This window comes from Alkalibaculum bacchi (assembly GCF_003317055.1).
Classification (GTDB): domain Bacteria; phylum Bacillota; class Clostridia; order Eubacteriales; family Alkalibacteraceae; genus Alkalibaculum; species Alkalibaculum bacchi.
In genome coordinates this window covers 85894-110206 of sequence record NZ_QNRX01000011.1, presented here as the reverse complement: position 1 = coordinate 110206, position 24313 = coordinate 85894, and the positions used below count along the sequence as shown (strand labels likewise).

Here is a 24313-nt window from a genome sequence, read left to right as displayed (position 1 = left end):
GTTCCCATAAGTACCTTCTTCCTCTCTGATGAATTTATTATATCAGATTCAAGAACATACCATGTTTAACTTCTCCGTTTTTTATTCTATCACCAACGCTTTTAAATACTCCTCAAAATCATTTGGATGATGTTTATATCGTAAATTTAGTTAACCTAACTATATCATAAGTTGATCGAAGACTTCACCTCACTTCTTTGTCTATGGGGATTTCTTTTACCAAATCATCATCCTTTGTCCTTTAAATCTTTTGTTTTTACAACAATAGCCGTATTTTTTCACTCCAGCATGGACATGAAATTTCTTTTTTCTCCTACTAGGTAATGGATATTGCTATAAAATGTGCAGATCCCTGGTGTTTTTGTTTTTTCACTTATATTGCACTCGATAAAAGTAATACGTTCAACATGCAGAATATGAACATTTATTGTGACGATGCGGTTCTCCGTTTATGGGTTACAACGTGATCAACGACTGGGATGTATCCAGTACCAGTTTCATCAATCACAAGTTGATATTAATATACCAAGTTCTTCCCCATGTCCTAACGAGTAATCATTAGGTTGTAAGGTGCTTCCTTGTCTTGTTTATGGACATAGTAGATATAGTATAGATTGCATTATTTAGAAAACAACCTGTAAGTCATATCGCCTCGTGCATAACAGAGTATTCCCAATGTCCAGTCGGAGACATGAAGATATCCATATTCTCCTGTATCAAATTGAATAGCGTTAGAACTGTAGTTTCCAACATGGTCTATATCAACCAAATCATCTATCGATGCAAAATTGCTACCGAATCGGTCATTCATACTCTCATATATCGTTTCACTCAATGTATTCTCTGAAACAGTATAAATATACATGTTCTCACTACTTAAGCTATGGAGCTGTATCGTGTTTCCATCTGTGCTGACTGTAACTTCACAGTAATCATCACCCTGTATTGTGGCACAGTTAAGTGATTTTAAATCCAGGCTACGAATAATTTGCTGCTTATCAAGGTCATATACAAACAACCCAAAATATCCATGGAAAATCACAATATCATCAGAAGCGTAATTCAGTTCTGGTATACCAACAGTATCAATATTCTGCTCTGGCGACCAGTCAGACACGGTCGGTTCTAACGTCTTTTGTCTGAAATCCTGTTCTGTATTTTCAGCATGATTTGCCGCAAGTCCCACGCACAAGACTACGACAAATATGACTACAGTAATGATATCCTTTTGTGCTCATTATCAAAATCCCCTGCTACAGCCAATGTCATTAAGTTAAGAAATTAAAATCAAAATTTAAGAACAGAGTATGTTAAAAATTCATACCCTGTTCTTTTTTTTATGTAATTTATCAAAAAACTAATATTTTTTCAAAAGAAAGCTTGACAAATAGGCTAAAAAATATGGCGAAGCCCCTTAGATAGATATATTTTTAAGGAGGTTCTCACATGAACGAACTTGCAGATTCTATAAAGGAAAAATTATACACGGTATTAACTGAAATGCAAGAATACTCGTGGTTGCCTGTCAATAACCCTGGTATAGATTTTACTCGAAAAAGAAAACTGGATTTCAAAGAAATGCTCAATATTTTGCTTTCTATGGGAAGAAGCAGTTTAAAACGTAAGCACATGATAGTTTACTTTAAATATAATTTTTTAGATACTATTACGATATAATATAAATAAGAATTGAACTAAAGTAAGAAAGTCTAGGAGTGATATCCTAATACTGAAATACTGATAAATAAATTTGATATCAAAGATAGTAATGAGCTTAATTCTTTGGAAGCAGATTTTACAAGCTCTAGGTTAAAGGATATTATACAGCATGGTATAAAAGGTGATTTTAACTTGGAGCATCTACTAAAATTCCACTACAATATATTCCAGGATATCTATCATTGGGCTGGCCAGGTAAGGACTATTAATATTGAACAGCCTGAACCTACATTAGGTGGTATATCTATTGAATATTCAGATGTTAATAATATTCAATTATATATTGTTACTTCCTTATCTAAAGCAAAATCAATTAAGTGGAATAAATTAGATGTTGAGAGCAAATCACAATTGTTTTCAAAATTTATGGCTGATTTATGGAGTATTCATCCCTTCCGCGAAGGTAATACAAGGACTATAATTAATTTTTGTTGTTTTTATGCTGAAAAGGAAGGATTTCCTCTTGATATCTTAATCGCAATTTTGGTTACAGCTCTTTTAACCCTGACAACCGACTGGAGAAAAGGTACCGTAGATGTGACATATGCCCTCATAAGGTAATTCTCATTTTGTCTATTCTTGATTTTTAAGTGAAATCATCATTCGTATCTCTTTGTACTGAACTCCACCGGCCTCATATTCAAATATATTTCCTTCTTTAAAACCTGCTCTTTTATAGAGCTCAATGGCCGCCATGTTATCAACTTCTGCACTGGTATAAAGTTTTAACACATCAGGATAATTTTCTTTGAAAAAAAGCAAAAACTGTTTTAATGCTTGTTTTCCAAAGCAGCAGTTCTGGAAAGATGACCCTATCATAAATCTGCTCATTGACCAACCATTTAGTTCTTCATCAAAATCATACAAAACGAACCCTATCATTTGCGATTCATTATAAATTGCAAGAGGATATAGATTAGATTCATATGCTGCTTGTACTAACGAGAATTGGTTTGGTGCTACAAATCTTTTTTGATTTTCATTAACACTTAACTCTATGCACTCATTATAGTTTGTTCTATCAATTGGACGAAACTCTATTTTCATTTTTTATTACCTCTCAGTATTAAAAATATTTTTTATTACATATAATTCCACAAACATGACGAAGTTCATAAATGATGTTCAACTTATTTTATAAAATATTCTCTTTCTTTAATTCATTTATTGCATTTTTAATAGCCATTTTAATTATAAAATATCGTATTATTGCTGGTATAGCAATATATTAGGAAGAATAATTAAACTTGCAAATATATTTCTCACTTTTGAATCTCCTCTCCACAAATAGTATTACTGAACCCAAATTCATCAAAAGTTACTGTAATGTAATGTGCAACATCTGGAAGTTCCTCTGGCTTCTTCAATGTATTCATCATATGAGAGTATCATCATCTATACATGACGTATTTAAAGATTAATTTTCCAGATTAGATGATGTCGATCCTCTCCCCAATAATCTTTAATAAAATAGTCAGGTTCCCCAAATTTTTTTCTCCATATTTTCTGTGCATTGGAATATCCACTATCTAGACAAAACTGATTAATTCCTTTATCTCTTAATACTTGAGTCATAGAGTTCAATAATAAATTACCTATTCCCTGTCCTTGGTAATCTGGTCTTACAAAAACTGTACCTAGTTCATAAAGATTTTCATATTCTTCATTTGTACAAGTACATATTAAGTCACTTGCAGGCCCATACTCTATTGTACCAACTATACAGCCTCTATCTTCTGCTGCTAGGAAATATCTAAGTTTTCCATTGCTATCTAGATCATTTTCTAAATACTGCTTTTTAAATTCAATTTCTTCCTTTAAATCACCTACCAAACCTTCTATACCTTCCTTAATAAAGGTATCTTCAACTACAGTTTTGAAGAACTCAAATAGTTCCCCTCTATCATCTACAGTTGGTCTTCTAACTTTAATGTGAATCAATTTAATCCCCCTCCTTTAAACAAGCTGTTCTAGTTAACGTTATCAATCCTACTACCTGACAAAAGATACAATAAATATCCTTCGTCGCAAGCTCCTTAGGATGACAGAACATGATTAATGAACATAAATTTACTTACATACATCATACAAACGCTCACTATATTAACTCATCAAGCATATTACTTCATATCTCCAACCTTGCTTTTCTCATTTTCATTCTACAATTAGGCCTTTTATATAATGTCATCAGAATTATACTCTCAATATGGGACTAGGAAACAGTATTGATGTCTAAATCTCCTCGTCTGTTCTTGGGGCATATCGACAAAATGGAATTTGGCATTCTTCACTGGCTGGTATTGTCTTCATCAATATCAGTGAATATCCAATGGAAATTGCGCATAATATCATGGCTACAAAAATCTGGTATTGCTTAGAACCGGTTTCGTTTGCAAAAACACTGAGTGCATTAAGAATACTATGTGTTATGATACATGGCCAAAGTGATTTTCCGCGATGGAACAGTGTGACAAATAGGTACCCAATTGCTATTGCATAACATACCTGACAGAAATTCGAGAGAATGTCTGTTCCGCTCCCGTTGAACAAATTCACTATATGTCCTATTCCAAACGTAATACTGGATACAATAATTGCAGTGCGTACATTATTTTTGCTCATAGCCTTAAAAAGAAATCCTCTGAAGATTACTTCTTCAAGAAATCCAACCAAAAGCATACTTCCAATATAGCATACCGTTTCAATTAAAGAATAATTTACCTTTACACCAGACCAAAGATTCACCGATGCAAGTATTATCAGAGGAATATAATACAGATATTTTTTTGCTGAATATTTGATTCCACACAATCCATAATAATTCTGCAATTCATTTTTCTTTACAAAGGAGTACAGAATCACAGTAAGCACAATATTCCAAAAAAGTGTAACTGATTTTTCCACTCCGATGATGGAAGATATATTATCAGCCATACTGCTTCCTACTACATATATGATTATCCAAACTACAGCAAACCATATTTCACTCTTCTTACAGAAAACTTTCATGTTGACACCTCACCAAATCCTTATTTTTCTGCATATCATACTAATACAATTAACTTCATAACCCCCTAGTTATTATAATCCATAATATGTAACTTTTCATATGCTTGGAACGAATTTAGAGATTCTCTATACAAAAAACAATCGATTCCCTTTATTAAAGAAACCTTTAATGGCTTTGGTAATGCCATTGACTATCTTGGACGCTACACTCACCGTATTGCCATTAGTAACTCAAGAATAAAGTCCGTTACACAATCACATGTTACTTTTTCGGCGAAAGATTATCGTACAAATGAAACAAATGAGATTATCATTACTCATGTGGAATTTATCCGTCGCTTTCTAATGCATGTGCTTCCTTGTGGTTTCCAAAAAATTCGATACTACGAATTCCGGTGCACCCAACTCCTATGAGTAAAACACTCAAAAACAAGGAAAAGCATATCATACAAAACCCATATACCGGCTACGATTTCGCGTTTTGGTACAATTGCGAAGAATCATATTTAGAGCAACTAGAGTTTTTCTCTAGCTGTTCTTTTTTGATTGCTCAAAATATGTACTTCACTTAAGAAATGTACCATATATATCCAATACAAAAATCCAGTTAGGACTAAAGTCTCTCATTCCAACTGGTTTCAATACTTTAGCCTCTTATTCAATTATTCCATTCAACCACTGTCCCATCAAGGAGGGTAACAATTACCTTATCTTCAAACACTACCATCTTCTCAATCATCCTAATAAACAAGTCTATGTCAAATTCTTCAATTAACTCTCCATGCCCTACAGTATCAGTAAACTCCCTTGTTCTGTACCTCTTAAGTTCATCTTCTGTTTATTTTTTAGGTTGTTGAAGTAATCACCTTATTATGATAAACTTTTTGTATATATTACCAAGTAAAATATTTGAAGTGACAACAGTCATGTTGTACTTCAAAAACAATCTCCCCATAAAAAGGTGAACATTTGCATAAAATAATGATAGTTGAGGATGATAAAGCGTTATCAAATGGCATCGCCCTTGCTTTGAAATCCTCTAACATGGTGCAGAATATGTAGATGAAAATGCCTTGTCCGTGGCAATTAAACGACTACGTGACAATCTGGAGAACGATCCAGCCAAACCTCAATATATCAAAACTATTTATGACATAGAAGGCAACCCATTGAAAACGGATTTGATGAAACCAAGATGTCATGTTTGGAACCCTTTTACTCAAAAGATATAAAACTAATTTCAAGCCAAATTTACAGCTGACTCAAAAATAATGGTACAAGTCAGCTATAGAAAGACTTCTGTTCTATTTTGTTATACTGTTCAATTATAATAGCAAAACACAAATTCTGAAGGATTTTTTTACCTAGTCCTGTCACATGGTCGTATCATTTTTATTGCTTATTAGTTTTCCCGTTGCCATTTGCACAAATACATTTATGATTTACAGAATTTCTTATGCTATTTTCATACAGCTCTATTAGTTTAAGCTAAATCTTTAATTCTGCATCTTTTTAAAATTACAACCTGCAGAAAAGAAAAAACAGAACATCACATACGATATGCGTTACAGCATGTGCAACCATGGCATACTGAATGCCATATTTACGGTAGAGCCTTCCAAATACCAATCCAAAGCTGCCATTTAACAGTATGCACCGAGTAACAATCAGAAAACTCAGATGACCAAACATCACAATTGTTGCTGGAAGGTGTCCTAATGCAAATAATACTGCAATAACAATATTACTTACCACCATAATCCATGCAGGAATGGATTCCTTATCTGCCTTTCTATCAAATATCTTCCATAAAATCATTATTAGAAGAGACATAAGAAACCATCTCATCAGCAATTCTTCTACCATTCCTCCATATAGAACTTTCGCTAGCAGATAATAAATCGAAAATGTATATGTTTCATAATATTCCGCTACTGGCACCAACAACTTTGCAAATATCAGATAATCCAGTACAAAGAACAAAATACCACAAATGGCTCCACCTGCTAGTGCTTTTTTAAAATAGCTCCCTGACCACGCGAAACTGCGAAGCAGACCAATTTTATCCGCTAACAGATAACCAATAAAGCCACAGATTGCTGCATAGAGAACTGTTTGGATAGTAATACTTGAAATAATCGTTGTTTTAGAAACCTGAGATAATATTTCTTGGGTAATCACTCCTGTTCCAATTTCATAGTTTGCTAAGGAGATACCTGCTACCAATGCAAAAGGCAATACAATCAATACAAATTTAAAAGCATTTATATATATCTGTTTCATTTCATTTACACCCTTTCACCAACGCTTCTAGTTTCTGAATAATACTCTTGTAACGCACGTCCTCTCTAAGAATATAAAAGGCAGGATTGTCTTTCACAGCAGACAGCATAGACTTGCGAATGAACTTTTCGTTCTGTGGTGCCCCATTTCCTATATCAAATTCCATAAACCAGTCATCAATCAAATCGAAATAAGAATCTCCATGTAGACTGAATGGAAAAAAATCCTCTAGACAGATTTTTGTATACTGTTCCAGCATTTCAAGAGACTTATCCATTTCACCATGCATGCAGTATAAAAGAGCTGCAGAATAATACACTGGTACAACAGCATTGGGTTGCAGTTTTGCCACTTGAAAAATATCTGCAATTTGAAGAGATCTATTAATAATCTCCGTCGATTTTTCTTTATTATCTTCATAAAGCATACTGTACTGAGCTGCCTCAGCGACTAATATAAGGAGGTGCTGATAGATACTGATCTGATAGACCCGCATTGCTTTTTCCCTTTCTCCCAACATCTGATAAACTTGAGCCAGGCTTTCTGTTTCCTGAGATAATGGTCTAACTGATTCGTCCAAAAGTTCTAATGCATCATTTGGTTTTCCCAACATCATATCCAAAATCACTTCTAAATTAACAGCTGCTTTTACATCATTAATATCTTCACTTTCATTTTTCACCCTTCTTGCCAATGTGAGCGCCCACATTAATACATCTTCTGGTATTTCAGCCGCATCATAGTGATTCATCAACAAGACTGTCATTTGAAGAAGAAACGGGAAACATGAATAGTATTTTTTAATCTTTTCATCCAATTCTAACTTAACATCTATAAATGGTTTCGTTCCAAGTATTCCCTTAAAGTACAGATACTTTCTTCGGATTTCTTCCTTGGTCATTTGTGGTTCATAGCCTATCAATTTATCAATACTAATATTAAAATAAGATGCAAGTCGAGGTAATAAGGTTATATCTGGAAGGCTGTTTTCTGATTCCCATTTGGATACTGCCGCTTTAGAAACACCAATGTAAGAAGCAAGTTCCTCTTGTGTAATATTCATTTCACGTCTTTTTTTAGCGATACATTTCGCTAAATGAATTTCATTCATAGATAAACCTCCTTTATTTCTTTATTTTACAATTAAACTATATACCCCGCTTCAACTTATTTCAAGGGAGTTAAAGTTGATTTTAAGAAACAAAGTCAACCTATGGTTTACTTTAAACAGGACGACGTCCATAAACTTGAAACGGATGATTACTCCTTGAAATTTATATAAAAAATAAAGGCATCAATACTACTGACACCTTTAAATTATTCTTTATGAAGTTATAAATCATGACGTCGCACCTTTCGCTCTTTTATTCGGCCCGGTATACAACCTCAAATTCCTCGCAGACAACGAGCATATTCTCTGAAAATGTCTGTTCAATCTCTATTAGTTCTTTTGCAAAGCAAGATGCATGGACTTCCCGCCAAAATCGTAAGCTTCTGTCTCCTTCGCCTTCCAATATGCACTGACATTCAAAAACGGTACTACCTTTACGGATGTTGCCCTAATAATGCACAGAGCACTTCCGCCCGTTTTCAATATGATATTGTGATCCCCACCTTCGGCAGATCGCAGTTTTCATATTCATAGAACGGATAGGCGGAAGCCGTGGCGGTCTTAATTCCACTCAGAGTCAGCTGCAACAGCAGATCGGGATCATCGCTTCCATAACACCACGCTTCATATTGTTCATTTTTGTAGGCAGGTTTTTCATGAGTGTACGCCTGCCAAAGTTCTTGTTCTTTCATAATATTATATTTTCCTTTCTAAATCAAAACAGGAAAGCCCATCGATTAGGCTTAAATCATCTTCGAGAAGTAATATTCTATTCATTTATTTTCTCCCTTCTCCGTCCATAAACGGTTTTCTCATTTTGGGGAATAATCCATATACGGCTGAACCGTACCACACCCAGTGTTGTAGGCATGTCCCATTATTCCTTATCCGAACCACAATACGTCATCAGAATTATACTCTCAACGTGCAAACTATGAGGAAACATATCTACTGGCTGAACTTCTTTTACTTTATATCCACTTTTACTTAATATCTTCAAATCCCTCCCTAAAGTAGCAGGATTGCAGGATACATAGATTACCCTTTTCGGGGACATGTGGATAATAGATTCTAGCAGTTTTTCGTCACAGCCTTTCCTTGGAGGATCCACGACTACCACATCTGCTTGTACGCCTTTTTCTACAAGCGCTGGCATTTCTTCTTCTGATTTTCCTGCTATAAATTCAGCGTTTTCTATTTTGTTTAGTGCTTTATTTTTGTTCGCGTCTTCTATGGCTTCTGGGACGATTTCTACGCCGTATACCATTTTTGCTTTTTGAGCTAGATATAGTGATATCGTTCCAATTCCACAGTATAAGTCGAATACTGTTTCCTTTCCTGTTAGCTCTGCAAATTCTGCTGCCTTATCGTATAAAATTTTTGTCTGTATTGGATTGACTTGAAAAAAGGATAATGGGGATATCTCGTATTTTAAATCCCCTATACTATCTATAATCTTTTCTCTTCCGTAAATGAGCTTATTTTCTTTTGATAAAACTACATTTGTCTTTTTTGTATTTATATTGAGGTAAAGGCTCTTTACATTAGGCAGATTCTTCTTTATAAAATCGATCAATTCTTCGGACCATTTAAATTTTTTATCATTTATAACGATGATAAGCATTATCTCATTATTGTAATAAGAAACTCTTTCTACGATTCCCCTTAATATCCCTTTATGAGTTTCTTCATTATAAATGGGGATTTTATTTTCTATAATAAATTGATTTAAATACTGTATCGTCATTGAACTTTGTTTACTTTGAATCTTACAATCCGTTAAAGGTACTACATTGTGGCTCTTCTTTTCATAAAATCCGAGTCCCTTTTTATGAATCTTGTATTGTGCTTTATTTCGGTAGTGAAAGGGTTCTTGCATTCCTATAATAGAATGCACTTTCATCTGATTTATATCTAAGCCACCTATTCTCGCTAGGGCATCCTTTACAATCTTTTCTTTTAACTCAAGTTGGTAAGTGTAATCTATATTCTGAGTCTGACAGCCTCCACATTGACCAACAAAAGTACAATTTGGTTTCACTCGATGTGAAGATGGTTTTACTAAATCAATAATTCTTCCTATAGCGTAATTTTTCTTGACCACAGTAATAATGATTTTTACCTCATCCTCTGGAATTGCCCCATCTACAAATATAGTAAAGCCTTCAATCTTGCCAACACCTTCTCCTGTAGCAGTGATGTCTATTATATTTAAAATGTACTCTTTATTTTTTTCAACTGGTATGATTTCCATATGCACTCCTAAATCACTTTATTTGTTTTATAGTTTAACATAATAAGCGGAAAGCGGAAAGGAAAACCAGAGGTGGTAAGCAAAATCATAATCGCCTAAGGCGATATAATGTAAGATCCTTCGCTACGCTCAGGATGACTTAACAGTAGCTAATGCTAAAAGTATAAGTTTCTATTAAAAAAATCGTGCTTCTAAATAAGAAACACGATTTTTATTGTTTGATTAGAACTTTAAATTGTAACAATATGTAAAGTGCATTCCCCCGCCTATAGGCGGGTTATGGTTTTGCTTACCACCTTACCATCTACATTTATTTAGCTTCCACTGCTTTTTGCTTAGGGAATGGATTGATGAACAAGAAGATTACGCCTATTGCTATAAATCCAATTATAGCTGCTTTTAATGGTGCAAGGAATACGTCTCCAGTCATGTTTCCTACAAAGCTAATCCAATAGGTTGATACAAATGCAAAAGCGTTCATTACAGCCATCATAATCGATACTGCCATTCCACCTAGAGATGGTGGTGCATACATTCCTAAAAGCATGATGGTAAGAGGCATCATTAACATGTAGAATATTCCCGTTACTGTAGTTCCTACAGTCATCATAAAGACGCTGTTGCCAAAGACGATCAATGCAATACCTGCAGCTCCACCTAAAAATGCTATAGTAATAATGAATTTTTGAAGTTTTTCATATACTTTTCCAAATAGAACACCTGAAATAGCGCCACCTACAGTATACATAGAAAGTACTACGGCAGATTGAGTAGCATCTCCTACTTGTTTTACATCAGCGATAATAGATGACATATTCATGAGCATTGGATAGATGAGCATCATCGTAAAACCAAAGATAATTGAGATTACCCACACAGATGCTGGCATCTTATCTTTTACTACATTTCCGGATGTATCAGCTGATACTTGTGGTTTTTCTGGCTCTTTTAAGAACAATAATACTAGAACAAAGGAGATGATTGCTGGGAAGTGACCGACAAAACATAATTCCCAAGACACGCCAGATAATGCGCCACCTAAGAATTGTAACGCGATACCGCCAATATTCATTACAAAAGAACCCACACCTAACATATTTGCTCTTTTTTGTCCTTCAAAGATTTCCATGACTAGTGCATTTCCTAATGGGCTTAAGATACCTAAGCTGATTCCGAATATTGCTCTAAAGACTAATACGATAGTAAAAGTGCTATTTACAAAAGCTGGTGCCATACCTGATATAGCAAATAAAGCTAATCCTAACAAAGCCAATGGTTTATAACCCACTTTTTTACCTGCTACAGCTCCAGTAATGAGCGTAGATGGAATAATTAATAATGATGGAAGTGTAGATGCTAGCAGTATAGTTGTAAATGGTACATCTGGAAAAGCTGCAGCGATATTAGCTATTGCTGGGGTAATCGTACCCACACCCATTGCTACAAAGAATATGGTCATAATTGCAAATACTGTTAATTTATTGCTTTTCATTTTTCTTCCCCCTTTTTTAAAAAAATAATAGTCGACTTTTCGAAAACGATTTCAATTACAATCTACAGCCTCCTTATTTATAGTTTTAACTTAACTTAATTTAAGTATACTTTATTGTATTTATCTTTGTCAATATAATATTATAAATATATGTATAAAATTTATTTTAAGTTAATTTAAAACTTGTACTACGTTTTTGTTTATAAAATTGCATAAATACTCTTTTATTTGATATTCAAAACCTATTATTGTATAATATGCATACAAGGAGGCGATAATGTGGCTAGTTATAAGACAAGCAAGGATTCTAAAAACCGTATTATTGAAACTTGTAAGGAACTTTTTTACTTACAAGGTTATACAAAGACCACTTACATCGATATATGTAAAAAAGCAAGTAGTAATCCTGGGTTAATCAACTACTATTTTAAGACGAAACAAAATATTGCTGCCCATATCTACGGGGAATTTATGAGTAGCATCAAACAAAGTGTAAGAGCGTACTTAACACATCACTATGGTGAATACGATTTACAATACGGTACAACACTTGAAACTAGAATTTTAACAGAATTATTGAAGCGAGATGAACATCTAAGAACTTTTTATTATGAGATTTGCAGTACTGGCCTAGAATTTGATTCCGATGTAATCTATAAATTCTACAAGCTGCATATTGATACCTATAATCTTGCTTTTTCAGAAGATGAAATCAAACTAATACAAACTACTGTTGTGGGAGCTGGAATTGGTATCATAAAAAAAATGATTGAAGGATATTTTAGTTGTGATGAAGAAACCATCTTTAATTTTAGAATAAGGACTATGTATAAACTCATGAATGTATCGGATGAGCGAGTTAATGAAATATTAAATGAAACGAAAAAAATTTTTGATCAAATGAAATTTGAAATAGAAAATTACTTTATCTTTACTTTAGAGATGTGAGTCTAATATAATCTTAATTGTCAACAATATTATTAGCTTTTTTATATAAAAGAGACTATAATAAATATAATGACTTTAATTTATAGGTGGTATTAATATGAACGAAAAAATTCTCGTAGTGGATGACGAAGCATCTATACAAGATTTGCTGAAATTGGATTTAGAATTTGAGGGTTATATTGTAGATACTGCAAGTGATGGACAAGAGGCTTTAGAAAAGGTAGATTCCTTCAATCCAGACTTGATGATTTTAGATTTGATGCTTCCAAAAATGAATGGTTATGATGTTTGTAAAAAAGTAAGTGCGCAAAAAAGCATTCCCATTATTATGCTTACAGCAAAGACGGATATAATTGATCGAGTTTTAGGTCTTGAATTGGGCGCGGATGACTACATGACAAAGCCCTTTGACAATAGAGAGCTCATCGCTAGAGTCAAAGCATTACTGCGAAGAAGTTCTAATGTGCCTGCAAAATCTGAAGAGGATGCTATCGTTAATGATGAAATCAAAATTATCTTAAATGAAAGAAAAGTTCTAGTTAACGATTACGAAATTCATTTAACGCCAAAAGAGTTTGAATTGCTTCATCTTCTAGTTTCTAGCCCAGAGCAGGTTTTTTCAAGAGAACATCTTTTAGAACAAGTGTGGGGTTATGATTATTTTGGGGATACCCGATCAGTGGATATGCACATACAAAGGATCAGAAAAAAAGTTGGTCAATACGCTAAACACAATTATATTCAAACGGTCTTTGGAGTAGGATACAAAATGAGGAGATTTGAATGAAATTAGCTTTCCGTTCAAAATTTATATTCGCAAACGTAACCCTTGTTTTACTGACAATGTTAGTATTAGCCACTGTCGTAATTCAAGGGTTAATTCATTATAATTTTGATTCTGTGCAAAAAAATCTAACGGAACGTGCTGCTGAGGCAGTCTTCTATATACAACAAGAAATCAAAGCAGAATCCCCTTCCGTAGATCAGTATGACACCGTACTCAAAAGAAAAAGCTTGTCCATTGCAGAAAACCTCTCTAGTGTAAACTACACTCGTGTTCTTTTACACGATGCAAAAGGCAATTTTATCACAGACTCAGCAAATGTAGAAACATCTATTGCTGAAGACGTAAATGAGGAAATCGAGAGAGCATTAACTTTATCAAGCAGAAAATCTCTATCTGTGTATAAAAGAGTCGATGATATTAGCCGGATTTTTTTATCAACTCCTATATACATAGATAATACGGTCATAGGTGTAATTACTTTTATTTATTCCCTTGAACTAATGGATACTATTATAGACCACATTATAAGATTATTTATTGTAACGTGTATTATAAGCTTAATCCTTTCCTATATTTTAAGTCGTTCTATAACCCACTCTCTATTAAAGCCTATCCGGTTATTAGTAGAGTCTACGAAAAAAGTTTCTCAGGGTAATTACACTGAAATCATACAGTATGAAGTAAATGACGAAGTTGGAGAACTTACTCATAACTTCAATCAGATGATTTTTGACATTTCAGATAAAATTACGAAAATAAATGATGAAAAACAAAAATTAGCCTCTATTATATCCTCCATTGACGATGGTATCTTTGCAGTAGGATTAAAAGACAATATTTTAATGGTTAACAATAAAGCTAGAAGTATTCTCGATTTAGGGGATGAGCCTATTACCGCTGAAGTTTTTAATCAAATACCTTTTATAAAACAAATGGTAAAAGAAGTTTTAGATGGAAAAAGCGAATATATTCAAGAGTTAGATTATGAAGATAAACACCTTTTCTCTTATTCTACTTTGATTATAAACAATGACAAAAATATTGGCGTGCTAGTGGTCATACGAGATATTACTAAGATGTATGCTTTAGAAAGCGAACAAAAGAACTTTATCTCTAATGTGTCCCATGAACTGAGAACCCCTCTTACAACTATTATCGGTTACACAGATTTACTCAATAGAAGAGGTACAGATAATCCAGAACTCCTTTCTAAAAGTCTTAATACGATAAATAGTGAAGGTCAAAGGCTACTTCGTCTAGTGAATGATCTACTCTCTCTTTCAAAATACGAGCGAGCTGATTTTAAATTAATATTGACTAGTGTAGATATCAATACTCTTTTAGAAGACGTCATTAACCAAATGAAAATAAAAAGTCTTAAATACAATGTAGACATCGATTATAAAAGACTGGAACTTCCTACTATTCATGGAGACTATGATCGATTAAAGCAGGTATTTATCAATATATTAGATAATGCCATAAAATACTCTAACCCTGGCGATATTATAAATGTAGTAGCCATAAACTACGACGACTATGTAGAAATATCGATTAGAGACTATGGTCCAGGTATTCCTGAAGATAATTTCAGTCGAATTTTTGATGCTTTTTACAGAGTAGAAGAGGATCGTTCTCGTCAAATAGGCGGCACGGGGCTAGGATTATCCATCGTAAAAAGTATTGTTGAAAGTCATAATGGCCAAGTGCGCATTGAAAGTAAAACAGGAGAAGGTACTATGGTAGTTGTGAAATTATTACTGGAAAAAATTTAATTTACAAGTTTGTTACACTATAGTCTCTACTTTAATTATATATACCATATACAATTAGAACTTGTAAATTCCTTTAAAGGAGATGAGAAAGTGGCTATTAAAAAGTTGTTCATCGTCCTCTTAATTTTTCTGATTTCCACAGGATGTTCTCCGATTTTTTTAAAAGAAAATAATCCTGTTGTTTTAGATAATTCAACAGGTTTGAATGAAAATCAGACTTTAATTCAAAACGCAGCAGATGAGAGTGATCGAGCATTAATAAAAAATATTGATGATAATTTAACTCAAGGTTTGGTTTATGATATATCAAATGATGGCGAATTATTGCTTATGGGCATTCCTACAAATTCGATAAACGCAAATATAAAGACGACAAATAGTTATTCTAATCTATACACGTATAATATTAAAAACAAACAACAAAAGCAAATCCTTCTCTCCTCAAAAGAGCAAAGCAATGCTGTTTTTGATGAAAAAAACAAGGGAATGATTTATGTAGAGTATAATAAAGATGCAGATGGTCGAATTGTGCCTGATTCCTACAAGCTAAATTGGACAGATTATGAAGGTTCCCAAACAAAAAACATTTCACTTACAGAAGAAAGTGTGTCTCCTAAGTTTTCTTTAATAGATGATGATCTTTTAATCTATGGCAACTCAAAAGGTCAAATTCAACTAGTAAAAACCAGCAATATTGTGCGGAAGCAAATTCTTAGAGACACTTATACTCTGACCAATAATCTTAGTATTTACAAGATAGACTGTTTTGATGATTACAAACTAGCCTTCTTTTTAGCTATGAATCCAACGACGAATGCGATGGATTTGTACTATGTAGTCTTAGACGAAAAAGAGATCGAGCCTGTACTAATGCAAAGTAATGTGACAGATTTTTCTCTTTCTAAAAAAGATCAATCTATTTTGTATAGCGTTACAGATAAAAATCAGACAGTATTAATGCATGTGGATATGTATTACAATAAGCAAGTATTGTATAAAGGTCCTATGTCTATGTTTTACCTTACACCAAATGAAAACCAAATCATTTACAGGGAAAAAGTTGACGAATCATCTAATAATCAAAATCTATGGATTATGAACACGGATGGAAGTAAGTCCATGCAGTTAGCCTCTAATCTAAAAATTGCCAGTGATAAAATCGTCTTTTCACCAGATATGCAGACCATTTACTTTTCTGTTCTCTATTTAAAAGATAGCGAAAGCAACACCAAGGAAGTATTAAAGCACCGAGTATATGCAATTGATTTTTCCAATTTGAAGAAATGACCTCGCTATTATGAAATGTAAACAAAAATCCAGACTACTTAAATCGTCTGGATTTTTCTAATTTTTAAAGGTGGTAAGGTGGTAAGCAAAACCTAAAGTCACCACCGGTGGCTTTAGGTTTTGCGCTATGCCTATGCACTTAAAGACCCTTCAGGCTGTCCCGGTCATCCTGAGCGCAGCGAAGGATCTTACATTATATGCCTTAGGCGATTATGGTTTTGCTTACCACCTTGAAGCTTACCACCTTACTACCTTAATTACAATACCGTCGCTTTCCCATCATATATAAGTCCTCTTTGAGGATCTAAGGTGATGGTTTTTCCTTCTTCTATGTTTTGCATTGCGTCTTCTACGCCTACGATAATTGGAATACCAAATTGTAGCGCTGCAATTGCGCCTTGTGAGGTTAAGCCGCCTTCTTCGGTGATTACTCCTGCAGCATCTCTAATATAAGAGATGTTATCTTCGTCTACTCCGTAACACACTGCAATATCTCCTCTTCTAAAGTTCGTGTTTCCTTTTCTATCAATTAATCGAGCTACACCAGTTACAGGTTGTTTTCCTATTCCCATGCCTTTTATAAGCACTTCACCAATCGTTTGAATCTTGATCATATTTGTAGTGCCTTTTACACCAACAGGCACACCTGCAATGATCACTACTAAGTCGCCATTTTTTAATATTCCTTTTTCGACCGCTGTATCAACAGAGTTTTTGAAAAGAGAGTCCATATCTCTTATCTCACCCTGTATACAATTTACACCCCATACTAGAGACATTGTCCTTACAACTCTTTCATCATCAGCCATGGCCACAATTGGAGCTGTTGGTCTAAATTTTGAAATCATTCGAGCTGTATGACCTGATTTTGTAATGGCTATAATGGCTGCAGCGTTTAATTGCTCTGCTGAAGAACTTGCAGCGTGGCTTACTACATTTGCTACAGATATCTCACCCGAAAAATTATGTTTGACTAATCTTTGGTATTCTGAAGATTGTTCTGTAGTTACAGCAATTCGAGCCATCGTTTCAACAGCTTCTATAGGGTATTTCCCGGCAGCGGTCTCTCCAGAAAGCATAATAGCATCTGTTCCATCAAAGATTGCATTGGCAACATCTGTTACTTCTGCTCTAGTAGGCCTTGGATTTCGGATCATAGAGTCTAGCATCTGTGTTGCGGTAATAACTGGCTTTCCAAGCCTGTTACACTTTTTTATAATTTCTTTTTGAACTAGAGGCACTTCTTCAGCTGAAATCTCAACACCTAAATCTCCTCTAGCCACCATGATTCCATCAGACATATCTAGAATAGCGTCTATATTGTTTACGCCTTCTCTGTTTTCTATTTTAGATATGATTCTTATATTTTCGCCATTATTTTCTTCTAGAACCTTTCGAATAGCTAAAACATCTTCTGTTTTTCGGATAAACGAAGCTGCAATATAGTCAATACCTTCTTCAATACCGAATATAAGGTCCTTTACATCTTTTTCCGTAATAGCAGGTAAATTAATCTTTGTATCTGGGAAGTTTAAGCTTTTATTATTTTTTAGTTCTCCCCCATTTAGTACATCACATAAAATATCAGCCCCATTGATTTCTTTTACACTGAATTTAATGAGTCCGTCATCGGCTAAAATAAAATCGCCTATTTTTAATTCTTCTGTCAATTTATTGTAGGTAATAGCTACTTTCTTTTCATTTCCTAATATATCTTCAGTAGTCAAAGTGAACTCGTCACCTTTTTCAAGATAGATACCACCATTTTCAAATTGCTTAATTCGAACTTCTGGTCCTTTTGTATCGAGCATAATAGCAATTGGAAGGTTTAATTTTTCACGAACCTTTTTAATCAGGTTAAATTTTTTCTTGTGTTCATCATGAACACCATGAGAGAAATTTATTCTTGCTACATTCATACCCTTTTTAATCAGCTGAGTTAATACTTCTTCCGATTCACTTGCAGGGCCTATGGTACATACGATTTTTGTCTTTTTCATGTTATCCTCCTATATAGATAAAATATCCGCAATTTCAAATGCATCCATATCAAATTCCTTTTTTATTTTAAGAGCTTCATCAATATCCATGTCAAGATATTGATTTCCACGAATACAGGTTACTCTAGAATCTGCACCTTGTAGCAATAAATTTACGGCCCTATTTCCCATTCTGCTAGCTAAAATTCGATCGAAAGAGGTAGGACTTCCACCCCTTTGAATATAGCCTAATGTAGTTCCTCTCGTAACAACACCTGTTCGCTCTTCAATTCCCTTGCACATTTCATTAAAATCTCCAGCACCCTCTGCTAAAACGATAATACTGTGTAATTTTCCTCGGTCTTTCCCTCTTAAAAGCTTGTCGCAAATAGCATCTAAATCATAATCTCTCTCAGGAACAATAATAGACTCTGCTCCACCAGCTAAACCTGAAAACAATGCAATATCTCCACAATCTCTGCCCATAACTTCAACTACATTTACTCTATTGTGAGAACTCGTAGTATCTCGTATCTTGCCTATGGCATCTATAGCTGTATTTAAGGCAGTATCAAACCCTATAGCGTAATCTGTACATCCAATGTCATTATCTATAGTGCCGGGAACACAAATGGTCTTTACATCTTGCTTGCTTAATTTTTGTCCACCTTTAAAAGAGCCATCTCCTCCTATAACAATAAGGCCTTCAATGCCAAAATCTTTTAATACTTTAGCAGCTTTCTTTTGACCTGCTTCCGTTTTAAAGTATTCTGATCGTGAAGATCTTAAAATTGTCCCGCCCTTTTGAATGATGTCTGCTACAGAATAAATGTTTAAAGGCTCTATGTCCTGTTCTAGCAATCCTTGATACCCTCTTCGTATTCCAAAAACTTCGACTTTATTATATATGGCTGTTCGCACAATCGCTCGAATAGCGGCATTCATACCAGGTGCATCTCCACCACTGGTTAATACTCCAATTCTTTTCATTTTTGCATCTCCTCATTTTCTCCATAGACTTTTATATTATTATCGCCAAATATAGTAGACAACTCATGTATAAGCTTTTGATTTATATTTACCCATAAGTTTTTATTTGACTTAAACTTTTTATTTGTATTTTGAATAGATAAAACAACAGGTGTTTCTCCAGGATGTTGAGCCAAAATACTTTTTACTCTATCTATAATAGGATTTGTCATTTCAGGAATTCTAATCTCTAAGCTATTTTTTCCATTAGAACTCCTATTATCATTAAATTTTGACAATTCTATTATTGTCTCACAAATAATACTTGAACTTTGTTCTTCATTAATATTGATTTTTCCCTTTATAAGCACAGTACTGTCTATATTGACAAGTTGTCCATACTTTTCGTAAATATTAGGAAACACTACTATATCTATACTTCCATATAAATCCTCTAAAGTCAAGAAGCACATCATCGCATTCTTTTTCGTCAACATGTTTTTTTCTGTGTAATAATGCCTCCTACTGTAACCGTACTTCCATCCTTGATTCCAATCTCTTTTAACTCTTCCTGATTGTCAATCATGCTGCTGTCTAAAGATACTTTGTTTACAAGGAGCTTTTCGTATTTTTTCAAAGGATGACCCGTTATATATAGACCTAGTATTTCCTTCTCCAGTGCTAATTTCATATCTTCTTCGAACTCTTCGATATCAGGTAAATTTTCTCGAAAAATACTGCTTTCTTGCATATTTTGAAAAAGAGATATCTGACCTTCTATTTTGTGTTTTTTATCCTCATTTATATTATCAATAATTTTTTCATATACATTCATAAGTTGTGAGCGGTAAACTTTTAATGAATCAAAAGCTCCACACTTAATCAAACTCTCTACAGCTCGTTTATTTAAAACTTTCCCATCATTTCTCTTGTAGAAATCAGTAAAGGAAATATATGCTTTCTCTTCTCTCTTTGCAATAATAGACTGTACTGCATTTTCCCCAACATTTTTGACTGCAGCCAAACCAAAACGAATCTTGTCTCCTACTACTGTAAATTTCTCATAACTTTCATTTACATCAGGAGGCAATACATTAATGGACATGTTTTTACAATTCATAATATATTGAGCTACCTTTTTGTCATTGCCCATAACACTTGTCAAAAGGGCGGCCATAAATTCTATCGGATAATATTTTTTAAGCCAAGCTGTTTGATAAGCAATTACTGCATAAGCTGCTGCATGAGATTTGTTAAAAGCATAATTGGCGAAGTCAATCATCTGATCGTAAATCTTATTGGCCTGTTCTTCACTTACTCCACGTCTTAAGGCACCTTCTACAGTAATATTTCCAGAATCATCTAATTCTCCATGTATGAAGACTTGTCTTTCTGCTTCCATAACGTCCATCTTTTTCTTAGACATAGCTCTGCGAACAAGGTCGCTACGAGCCATAGAATATCCAGCTATATCTCTTACAATTTTCATAACCTGTTCCTGATAAACCATGCACCCATAAGTGACCTTTAAAGTAGATTCTAATATAGGATGAATGTACTGTATATTTTCAGAATTCTTTTTGTTTTTAATGTAAGTAGGGATGGAATCCATTGGACCTGGCCTATATAATGAAATTCCTGCAATAATGTCCTCGAAGGAGTCTGGTTTAAGATTCGTCATAAACTTTTGCATTCCTGCACTTTCTAATTGAAAGATGCCTAGGGTGTGACCGCTAGATATAAGTTCGTATACGTTTTTATCGTCATATTCTAAATCATCAATATCAATCTCTATATCTCTATTCTTCCTAATATTCTCTATAGCATCTCGAATAACCGTTAAAGTTCTCAAACCTAAAAAGTCCATTTTGAGTAATCCTAGTTCCTCTAATAAAGTCATAGTGTACTGAGTAGAGATTACTTCATTATTCCGATATAAAGGCACGTATTCTACTAAAGGTTTGTTAGAGATTACTACTCCCGCTGCATGGGTAGATGCATGTCTTGAAAGCCCTTCTAAGGACTTTGCAATCTCTATTAGATTATCAACTTCTTCATCTTCCCCCATCATTTTAGCTAGATTAGGATTGTTCTTGACTGCCTTTTGAATATTCATCCCTATCTCCATAGGGATCTCCTTTGCGACTTTGTCGACCTTCCCATAAGGAATATCTAAAGACCTTCCTACATCTCGAATAGATTGCCTTGCAGCCATAGTTCCAAAGGTAATGATTTGAGCCACATGGTCATGTCCATATTTTTCAATCACATAATCAATGACCTCTTGTCGCCTTTCATAACAAAAATCGATATCAATATCAGGCATGGTCACTCGGTCTGGATTTAAAAAGCGCTCAAAGAGCAAGTCGTATTTAATAGGGTCTATTGCAGTAATGTCTAAAGAGTAAGCAACTATGCTTCCTGCTGCGCTGCCTCGCCCTGGCCCAACCATGATCTGATGGTCCTTCGCGTATTTAATAAAGTCCCATACAATAAGAAAATAATCATTATAGCCCATAGAGTCAATAACAGACAACTCATATTTCATACGATCAGTCAGTTCTTCTGTGACTTTATCGTACTTTTTAGCTAATCCTTTATAACAAAGATCGCTCAAGTATTTCTTAGGGTCCTCTTCTCCTGGTGGAAGCTGAAATTTAGGCAAATGAGTTGTATTGAAATCTAATTCTGCGTTGCACTTTTCAGCAATAATATTGCTATTATCTACAGCTTCTGGCATATCATAAAATAAATCCATCATTTCCTCGCGGGATTTTAAATAAAACTCATCCCCTGGAAACTTCATTCGATTGCTATCAGAAACACTGGTTGCCGTTTGGATACACAACAAAATGTCGTGATTTTTCGCATCTTCCTTTTTCACGTAGTGAACATCATTTGTTGCGATTAAAGGAACCTTTGTCTCCCGAGACAAAAGGGCTAGGCCTTGCTTTACTTTCAGTTGTTCTGGAATGCCATGGTCTTGAACTTCTAGATAATAGTCCTCTCCAAATATATCCTTGTAATCTTGAACAAGGTGTCTTGCTTTCTCTAGATTATTCGCCATAATTGCTCTAGGAATATCTCCTGCTAGACAAGAACTTAAAGCAATAATCCCTTGACTATGACCTTTCAAGTAATCTATATCAATCCTAGGTTTATAGTAAAAGCCCTCTACAAATCCAGTAGATACAATTTTCATCAAATTTCTATATCCTTCTTGATCTTTGGCTAGTAGTACAAGATGACCTGGATTTGAGTCTTGTTTTGAATCCTTATGGTGTAGGGTTCTAGGTGCTGTGTATACTTCACATCCTATTATAGGTTTTATCCCTTCCCTGACACATTGTTTGTAGAAATCTACAACGCCAAACATGACCCCGTGATCCGTAATGGCTAAACTGTTCATGCCTAATTTCTTAGCTTGTTTGACTAGATCTTGTATGCGGCAAAAACCATCTAATAAACTGTATTCTGTATGTACATGTAGATGCGTAAAATTCTTCATGCTAAAAAATCCCTTTCCAGGCGCCTTAGGCCCTTTACCACGATCAATCTGCTGATTAGACTATTATATCATATTTTATTTTTTCCTTTGAAACAAATCTCTTGTCAATCGTTATCAATTTCAATTATTATCGCCTTAGGCGAATTAAATTGACCCTAGTATACAAGAAAGATGAGCACTTAGGGAAGCTCATCTTTCTTGCATATTTTATAATGCTCAATTTTCTTGTTCAAGTCCATGGGATCTTGCTAGAACTTCAATCTTCTTTAGTCGGTGATTTATTCCTGATTTGCCTACAGGAGGATCGAGCAATTCGCCTAGCTCTTTTAAGGATGCTTCTTTATAATTTAATCTAAGTTCTGCTACTTCCCTTAGCTTTTGTGGAAGCTTTTGTAAACCTACCTGGTCTCTTATAAACTCTATAGCTTCGATTTGTCTGTAAGCTGCTTCTACGGTTTTACTTACATTAGCTGTCTCGCAATTTACTAGGCGGTTTACATTATTTCGCATTTCCTTCATAATACGGATATTTTCTATATTTAGAAGGGTTTGATGGGCACCAATAACATTTAATATGGTAATAATTTGCTCAGACTCTTTAATATATACAATGTAATTATTCTTTCTTTTAATGTACTTTGACTTTAAGCCAAATCCATTTATTAAGTCCATTAATTGCCTCGCGTATTCACTATTGTGGCAAGTAAACTCAAGATGATATCCTTTATCCGGATTAGATAAAGATCCACCTCCTAAAAAAGCGCCTCGGATAGTAGCTCTTCTACACTCTGAACTCTTTTTAAATTTTTCAGGTATAATAAAGTCTAAGCTTATTAAACCTTCATGCCTTTTTAGGATATGTAAATCCAGCAGAGCTTGTAATGTTCCTTCTTGATGAGGGACAATCACCGAGTAAATGTTTCGATTTTTAAACTGTTTATTTTTAGATACTCCCACTCTTGCATCAAGCTCGTAGTTGGATTTTAGTATTTTAAAGGCTCTTCTTGCAATGGCAGCATTTTCTGTGCGGATATAAAAGCTGAGTTTATTATTCCCTTGAAAATTAATAGAGCCACACATGCGAAATAAGCTTGACAATTCCGCTAAAGCTACCACGGAATTCTGTATCTCTATGGTACATATTTCATTCTTGGTTTCAGATGAAAAACTCATATCTTTTTCCCTCTTTTGT

General features: G+C 34.2%; 18 protein-coding genes and 4 pseudogenes. 8 read left to right on the top strand and 14 right to left on the bottom strand.

Annotation, left to right across the window (positions count from 1 at the left end):
- Positions 1 to 619: 619 nt before the first annotated feature.
- Positions 620 to 1117, bottom strand: a complete 498-nt coding sequence (locus tag DES36_RS09470; protein WP_146953630.1) for a hypothetical protein — start codon at positions 1115 to 1117, stop codon at positions 620 to 622.
- A 329-nt stretch (positions 1118 to 1446) separates the two neighbouring features.
- Between DES36_RS09470 and DES36_RS09465 the strand changes: the two genes are divergently transcribed.
- The gene (locus tag DES36_RS09465; RefSeq protein WP_113920981.1) at positions 1447 to 1677 is read left to right on the top strand and encodes a hypothetical protein; all 231 of its coding nucleotides are present in this window, start codon (positions 1447 to 1449) and stop codon (positions 1675 to 1677) included.
- 105 nt (positions 1678 to 1782) lie between these two features.
- Positions 1783 to 2280, top strand: coding sequence for a Fic family protein (locus tag DES36_RS09460; protein WP_170128257.1), 498 nt, complete (start codon positions 1783 to 1785; stop codon positions 2278 to 2280).
- Between the two features lie 12 nt (positions 2281 to 2292).
- Here DES36_RS09460 and DES36_RS09455 read toward each other — a convergent pair whose 3' ends face one another.
- The 3 genes from DES36_RS09455 to DES36_RS09445 form a co-directional block, all read right to left on the bottom strand.
- Entirely contained in the window at positions 2293 to 2766 is a 474-nt protein-coding gene (locus tag DES36_RS09455; RefSeq protein WP_113920979.1) for a GNAT family N-acetyltransferase, read from the bottom strand.
- 363 nt (positions 2767 to 3129) lie between these two features.
- Positions 3130 to 3660, bottom strand: a complete 531-nt coding sequence (locus DES36_RS09450; RefSeq protein WP_113920978.1) for a GNAT family N-acetyltransferase — start codon at positions 3658 to 3660, stop codon at positions 3130 to 3132.
- A gap of 291 nt (positions 3661 to 3951) precedes the next feature.
- A complete protein-coding gene (locus tag DES36_RS09445) occupies positions 3952 to 4728 on the bottom strand; it encodes a CPBP family intramembrane glutamic endopeptidase (RefSeq protein WP_113920977.1) in 777 nt (258 codons plus the stop codon).
- A 96-nt stretch (positions 4729 to 4824) separates the two neighbouring features.
- Between DES36_RS09445 and DES36_RS15455 the strand changes: the two are divergent.
- Together DES36_RS15455 and DES36_RS09435 are read left to right on the top strand one after the other, a co-directional pair.
- Positions 4825 to 5121 (top strand): annotated as a pseudogene (locus DES36_RS15455) (transposase); the annotation flags it as partial.
- 653 nt (positions 5122 to 5774) lie between these two features.
- Positions 5775 to 5960: pseudogene (locus tag DES36_RS09435) on the top strand (winged helix-turn-helix domain-containing protein); the annotation flags it as partial.
- Between the two features lie 286 nt (positions 5961 to 6246).
- Here the strand turns inward: DES36_RS09435 and DES36_RS09430 are convergent.
- From DES36_RS09430 to DES36_RS09405, 6 genes and pseudogenes are all read right to left on the bottom strand, one after another.
- Positions 6247 to 7011: a CPBP family glutamic-type intramembrane protease gene (locus DES36_RS09430; protein ID WP_113920975.1), complete on the bottom strand. Its 765-nt coding sequence runs from the start codon at positions 7009 to 7011 to the stop codon at positions 6247 to 6249.
- Position 7012: 1 nt separating this feature from the next.
- Positions 7013 to 8122: a helix-turn-helix domain-containing protein gene (locus DES36_RS09425; RefSeq protein ID WP_113920974.1), complete on the bottom strand. Its 1110-nt coding sequence runs from the start codon at positions 8120 to 8122 to the stop codon at positions 7013 to 7015.
- A 253-nt stretch (positions 8123 to 8375) separates the two neighbouring features.
- A pseudogene (locus DES36_RS15175) lies at positions 8376 to 8605 on the bottom strand (ASCH domain-containing protein).
- Positions 8602 to 8814 carry an ASCH domain-containing protein gene (locus tag DES36_RS15170; protein WP_242981746.1) on the bottom strand — a complete coding sequence of 71 codons (213 nt, stop codon included), beginning with the start codon at positions 8812 to 8814 and terminating at the stop codon, positions 8602 to 8604. The pseudogene DES36_RS15175 and the gene DES36_RS15170 overlap by 4 nt, the downstream one beginning before the upstream one ends.
- 185 nt (positions 8815 to 8999) lie before the next feature.
- Entirely contained in the window at positions 9000 to 10376 is a 1377-nt protein-coding gene (gene rlmD, locus DES36_RS09410) for a 23S rRNA (uracil(1939)-C(5))-methyltransferase RlmD (RefSeq protein ID WP_113920973.1), read from the bottom strand.
- A 310-nt stretch (positions 10377 to 10686) separates the two neighbouring features.
- On the bottom strand, positions 10687 to 11868 hold the full coding sequence (locus tag DES36_RS09405; protein ID WP_113920972.1) for an MFS transporter: 1182 nt from the start codon (positions 11866 to 11868) through the stop codon (positions 10687 to 10689).
- Positions 11869 to 12147: 279 nt separating this feature from the next.
- Here DES36_RS09405 and DES36_RS09400 point away from each other — a divergent pair, with 279 nt between their 5' ends.
- From DES36_RS09400 to DES36_RS09385, 4 genes are all read left to right on the top strand, one after another.
- A complete protein-coding gene (locus DES36_RS09400) occupies positions 12148 to 12816 on the top strand; it encodes a TetR/AcrR family transcriptional regulator (protein ID WP_170128256.1) in 669 nt (222 codons plus the stop codon).
- A 97-nt stretch (positions 12817 to 12913) separates the two neighbouring features.
- The gene (locus DES36_RS09395) at positions 12914 to 13603 is read left to right on the top strand and encodes a response regulator transcription factor (protein ID WP_113920970.1); all 690 of its coding nucleotides are present in this window, start codon (positions 12914 to 12916) and stop codon (positions 13601 to 13603) included.
- Positions 13600 to 15378, top strand: a complete 1779-nt coding sequence (locus tag DES36_RS09390; protein ID WP_113920969.1) for an ATP-binding protein — start codon at positions 13600 to 13602, stop codon at positions 15376 to 15378. Before DES36_RS09395 ends, DES36_RS09390 begins: the two co-directional genes overlap by 4 nt.
- Before the next feature lie 90 nt (positions 15379 to 15468).
- Positions 15469 to 16665, top strand: coding sequence for a TolB-like translocation protein (locus DES36_RS09385; RefSeq protein WP_113920968.1), 1197 nt, complete (start codon positions 15469 to 15471; stop codon positions 16663 to 16665).
- 257 nt (positions 16666 to 16922) lie between these two features.
- On the opposite strand, the gene pyk is transcribed toward DES36_RS09385, so the two are convergent.
- The 4 genes and pseudogenes from pyk to whiA form a co-directional block, all read right to left on the bottom strand.
- Positions 16923 to 18665 (bottom strand): pyruvate kinase, encoded by a 1743-nt coding sequence (gene pyk, locus DES36_RS09380; protein ID WP_113920967.1) that lies wholly within the window; start codon positions 18663 to 18665, stop codon positions 16923 to 16925.
- A gap of 9 nt (positions 18666 to 18674) precedes the next feature.
- The gene (gene pfkA, locus DES36_RS09375) at positions 18675 to 19634 is read right to left on the bottom strand and encodes a 6-phosphofructokinase (protein WP_113920966.1); all 960 of its coding nucleotides are present in this window, start codon (positions 19632 to 19634) and stop codon (positions 18675 to 18677) included.
- Positions 19631 to 23121, bottom strand: a pseudogene (locus DES36_RS09370) (DNA polymerase III subunit alpha). Before DES36_RS09370 ends, pfkA begins: the two are co-directional and overlap by 4 nt.
- Positions 23122 to 23337: 216 nt before the next feature.
- Positions 23338 to 24294, bottom strand: coding sequence for a DNA-binding protein WhiA (gene whiA / locus DES36_RS09365; RefSeq protein ID WP_113920965.1), 957 nt, complete (start codon positions 24292 to 24294; stop codon positions 23338 to 23340).
- Positions 24295 to 24313 lie beyond the last annotated feature (19 nt).

Excerpts from the sequence above, each read along its gene's own strand:
- DES36_RS09430 (WP_113920975.1), bottom strand. The coding sequence starts at position 7,011 with ATGAAACAGATATATATAAATGCTTTTAAATTTGTATTGATTGTATTG.
- pfkA (WP_113920966.1), bottom strand. The coding sequence starts at position 19,634 with ATGAAAAGAATTGGAGTATTAACCAGTGGTGGAGATGCACCTGGTATG.
- whiA (WP_113920965.1), bottom strand. The coding sequence starts at position 24,294 with ATGAGTTTTTCATCTGAAACCAAGAATGAAATATGTACCATAGAGATA.
- DES36_RS09445 (WP_113920977.1), bottom strand. The coding sequence starts at position 4,728 with ATGAAAGTTTTCTGTAAGAAGAGTGAAATATGGTTTGCTGTAGTTTGG.
- DES36_RS09455 (WP_113920979.1), bottom strand. The coding sequence starts at position 2,766 with ATGAAAATAGAGTTTCGTCCAATTGATAGAACAAACTATAATGAGTGC.
- pyk (WP_113920967.1), bottom strand. The coding sequence starts at position 18,665 with ATGAAAAAGACAAAAATCGTATGTACCATAGGCCCTGCAAGTGAATCG.
- DES36_RS09405 (WP_113920972.1), bottom strand. The coding sequence starts at position 11,868 with ATGAAAAGCAATAAATTAACAGTATTTGCAATTATGACCATATTCTTT.
- rlmD (WP_113920973.1), bottom strand. The coding sequence starts at position 10,376 with ATGGAAATCATACCAGTTGAAAAAAATAAAGAGTACATTTTAAATATA.
- DES36_RS09465 (WP_113920981.1), top strand. The coding sequence starts at position 1,447 with ATGAACGAACTTGCAGATTCTATAAAGGAAAAATTATACACGGTATTA.
- DES36_RS09395 (WP_113920970.1), top strand. The coding sequence starts at position 12,914 with ATGAACGAAAAAATTCTCGTAGTGGATGACGAAGCATCTATACAAGAT.
- DES36_RS09390 (WP_113920969.1), top strand. The coding sequence starts at position 13,600 with ATGAAATTAGCTTTCCGTTCAAAATTTATATTCGCAAACGTAACCCTT.
- DES36_RS09425 (WP_113920974.1), bottom strand. The coding sequence starts at position 8,122 with ATGAATGAAATTCATTTAGCGAAATGTATCGCTAAAAAAAGACGTGAA.
- DES36_RS15170 (WP_242981746.1), bottom strand. The coding sequence starts at position 8,814 with ATGAAAGAACAAGAACTTTGGCAGGCGTACACTCATGAAAAACCTGCC.